The organism is Bartonella sp. AP57NXGY (genome assembly GCF_042195805.1).
Taxonomy (GTDB): domain Bacteria; phylum Pseudomonadota; class Alphaproteobacteria; order Rhizobiales; family Rhizobiaceae; genus Bartonella.
In genome coordinates this window covers 1-2,463 of sequence record NZ_JBHIOZ010000001.1, presented here as the reverse complement: position 1 = coordinate 2,463, position 2,463 = coordinate 1, and the positions used below count along the sequence as shown (strand labels likewise).

Genomic DNA, 2,463 nt, shown 5'->3' with positions numbered 1-2,463 from the left:
TGGTGGCGAAAATGGTCCTAATCTTAATGAAATTTTGCGCAAAGGGCAGGATCAGTTTAAACAATTCGGGAGAAGCAGTTTTTCTGTTTTATTCCTTCTGCTTATTGTGTTTTTTTGGCTATACCAGTCAATTTATATTGTTCAGCAAAATGAACAAGCGGTAGAGTTGCGCTTTGGCATCCCTAAAGAAGGCATTATTGGTGATGGGTTGCATTTTCATTTTTGGCCAATTGAGACCTATATGAAAGTCCCTTTAACGGAAAAAACAATCGCGATTGGTGGGAAGCCCGGTCAGGCGCAACAAAGTGATGGTTTAATGCTTTCGAGTGATCAAAATATCGTTAATGTTAATTTTTCCGTTTATTATCGGATTTCATACCCTAGTCAGTTTTTATTCAATGTGAATGATCAAGAGGGAACTGTCCGCCAAGTTGCTGAGAGTGCAATGCGTGAGGTCATTGGTTCGCGGCCGGTTGATGATGTTTTACGTGACAAGAAAGAAGAAGTTGCTAATGACGTTAGAAAGATTATCCAGTTGACTGTGGATAAATATCAACTTGGTGTCGAAATAAGCCGTGTTTCTATCAGTGAAGCTGCTCCTCCGACAAAGGTTGCTGCTGCGTTTAATTCTGTTCAGCAGGCGGAGCAGGAACGTGGAAGAATGATTGAAGAGGGGAATCGTGTGCGTTTTACGAAAATTGGTTTAGCAAATGGTGAAGCTTCACGCACACGGGAAATCGCAAAAGGTGAAAAGGCACAAATGGTTGAAGAGGCAACAGGGCGTGCTGAACGTTTTCAGGCGATAGCTCGAGAGGCTGCGATTTCACCAGAAGCTGCTCGCTACCGTCTCTATATGGAGACGATGGGGCGGATTCTTTCTTCACCAAATAAGCTGGTTCTTGATCAGGCAAATTCTCCAGCGGTGCCTTATTTACCTTTGAATGAATTGTTGCGTAGCAAGTCATCGGAAAAAGTAAAGGCAACAGCAGCGCGTCCTGCGTTACTCTTAGATTCTCGTATTTCTGGAGGAGATTAATTATGCAGCAATCTCGCTTTTTGTTTGTTTTTAGTGCTATAGTGTTTGTTTTGATGATTTTGTGGATGTCCGTATTTATCGTCTATCCTCGTCAACAAGTAGCAATTAAGCGTTTTGGACAAATTGTTCAGGTAGAATCTAATCCTGGAATCTATTTCAAGGCGCCCTTTATCGATAAGATGATCATTGTTGATAATCGGTTATTGCGTTACGATGTTCCTACACAATCTGTACAGGTTCGTGGTGGTGCGTATTATGAGGTGGATGCGTTCTTTATTTACCGTATTACAGATCCTAAGTTGTTTTTACAGCGCATTGCTTCTGGGCGTCCACAAATTGCGGCACGTGAAAACCTTGCACCACGGTTTATTGACGCTTTGCGTGCTGTTTATGGTAAGCGAGAATTTAAAGCAGCCTTATCGGATGAACGAGGCGCGATGATGGCTGAAGTACAGAAGCAATTTTCTGTAGATGCAGGCTCGTTGGGTATTACCATTGTTGATGTGCGTATTCGTAAAACCGATTTGACTGATGCTGTTTCAGAAGATGTCTATCGGCAAATGGCAGCTGAACGTGAAGCTGCTGCGGAAAATATCCGGGCTCGTGGTCAGCAGGAGCGAGATCGTATTGTGGCAGAAGCTAATCGTGAATATGAAGAAATTGTAGCAGCTGCAAAGCGTGATGCTGAAATTACCCGTGGTGAAGGTCAAGCTGAAAGTATTCGTCTTTTATTGAATGCGAGGGAGGCTAATCCGTCTTTTTACGATTTTTGGTTGGCGATGGAACAATACAAGAATTTAGAGAAAACACCGATGGTAATTTCTCCAAATGAGGATTTCTTTTTCTATTTTCGTAATCCGCCGCAGGCAAATAAAGCATTCTTACCGACAATGAATACTGGCCTCAGTAAAACTGATCCAAAATCGGGAGAGAATAGATAAAATAATGGATTGCAGATACGAGATTTTGCATGAAAAGAATGATCTGTGACCATTTTCTTTTATGGTAAAAGTGGTAGAGAGTATCGAGCCGTGCTGGTTTTACGTAGATAAATTTAGTGGGGCTCTTTGCATCTTTGATTAAAGGCATGTCATGGATAGAAGTATCGTGAGTAAAAATACGTTTTTAAAGTTTTTTATCACAAGAGTTGTTTTTTGTGTGACTTTGTTTCTATCAGGATCAGTGAGTTTGTCTTGGGGAGCCGAGACAAGCAAGGCATTGCTTTCTATTCCTGATTTAGCTTCTGAGCTTTTGGAAACAGTTGTGAATATTTCCACGGCGCAGACTGTTGAAGGAACAGAACAGGATGCAAACACCTCGGTACCCGTTATCCCAAAAGATTCATTGCTGGAGGAATATTTCAGTGATTTTTTTACACCCAAGGATGGTCAAAAAGATAGTCAATTTCAAAAGGTGCGTTCTTTAGG

2 protein-coding genes and 1 pseudogene are annotated in these 2,463 nt (G+C 41.6%); all 3 read left to right on the top strand.

Translation table 11 applies throughout. From position 1 onward, the window contains the following. Nucleotides 1-1,036: FtsH protease activity modulator HflK (gene hflK / locus ACFIL8_RS00015; protein ID WP_375688709.1), on the top strand; the 1,036-nt coding region annotated here is incomplete at its 5' end. A gap of 2 nt (nucleotides 1,037-1,038) precedes the next feature. Beyond that, nucleotides 1,039-1,977, top strand: a complete 939-nt coding sequence (gene hflC, locus ACFIL8_RS00010) for a protease modulator HflC (protein ID WP_375606990.1) — start codon at nucleotides 1,039-1,041, stop codon at nucleotides 1,975-1,977. A 151-nt stretch (nucleotides 1,978-2,128) separates the two neighbouring features. After that, a pseudogene (locus ACFIL8_RS00005) lies at nucleotides 2,129-2,463 on the top strand (serine protease); the annotation flags it as partial.